General features: G+C 73.6%; 1 protein-coding gene. It reads left to right on the top strand.

Annotation, left to right across the window (positions count from 1 at the left end; all coding sequences use genetic code 11):
• Window positions 1–284 precede the first annotated feature (284 nt).
• The gene (locus tag ACH9EU_RS14530; RefSeq protein WP_396414629.1) at window positions 285–1,097 is read left to right on the top strand and encodes an alpha/beta fold hydrolase; all 813 of its coding nucleotides are present in this window, start codon (window positions 285–287) and stop codon (window positions 1,095–1,097) included.
• The last annotated feature ends 49 nt before the right edge of the window (window positions 1,098–1,146 follow it).

Below are 1,146 nucleotides of genomic sequence, written 5' to 3'. Positions count from 1 at the left end.
GCACCCGGAAGGGTGTGGGAGAGTAGGACACCGCCGGACCACACCCCAAGGGTCGAGCCCCCGCACACACCGTGCGGGGGCTCCCCGCATTCAACGCCACCCACCACCACCCACCCCCGCAGCACCACCCACCCCGGCAGCACGGCAGCACGCCAGCACGAAGGCCCCCACCACCCGGTGGGGGCCTTCACCCGTTCCCGGGCCCGGCAGCGGCATGCCCGAGGTGCCGGTTTCGCTACCCTGGAGAGGTTCCTGCCAGCATCCCGCGAGAGGGGTCTTCCACCATGCCCGACGCTCACGCAGTCACTGCCGAGATCAACGGCGTCACCATCGCCTACACCGACCGTGGTGAGGGGCCGATGCTCCTGCTGCTGCACGGCCACGCCTACGACCGGAGCATGTGGGCCCGTCAGGTGGAGGTGTTCGCCGCCGAGGGGTGGCGTGTCGTCGCCCCGGACCTGCGTGGTTTCGGCGGGTCCGGGGTCACCGAGGGGATCGTCTACACCGAGGAGTTCGCCGATGACGTCGTCGCGCTGCTCGACCACCTCGGGGTCGCGCAGGCCGTCGTCGTCGGCTTCTCGATGGCGGGACAGGTCGCCATGGAGGTGCTCCACCGGCACCCGGAGCGGATGCGGGCCCTCGTCATCGCAGACACCGTCCCGGAGGCGGAGGACCGTGAGGGCCGGCGCCGTCGTCACACGACCGCGGACGGGATCCTGACGGGCGGGATGGAGGCCTACGGCCGCAGCGTGCTGGGTCGCATGCTCGCCCCGGCGACCGTGGAGTCCCAGCCCGGCGTGGCCGCCGAGGTGCTCGCGATGCTGCAGGCCGCGCCCGCCAAGGGCGCCGCCGCGGCCATGCGCGGACGCGCCGAGCGCCGGGACTTCACCGAGGTCCTCCGTGACGCCCGACTCCCCGTGCTCGTGGTGGTGGGCGCCGACGACGCCTTCGACGGCGGTGCCGGCCGCCGCATGGCGGATCTCGTGGGCGGCGCCGAGCTCGCCGTCGTCCCGGGGGCCGGCCACACCCCCAGCATCGAACAGCCCGTCGCCTTCGACGACGCGCTGGGGGCTTTCCTCCGCCGGCTCGACCCCTGATCCGGGCACCGGCGGACTCCGGCGATCATCGCCCCGTGCCGCGGGGAAC

This window comes from Kocuria rhizosphaerae, assembly GCF_044462265.1.
Taxonomy (GTDB): domain Bacteria; phylum Actinomycetota; class Actinomycetes; order Actinomycetales; family Micrococcaceae; genus Kocuria; species Kocuria rhizosphaerae.
Note: the sequence above shows the minus strand (reverse complement) of the source record. Positions and strands in the feature narration are given on the sequence as shown.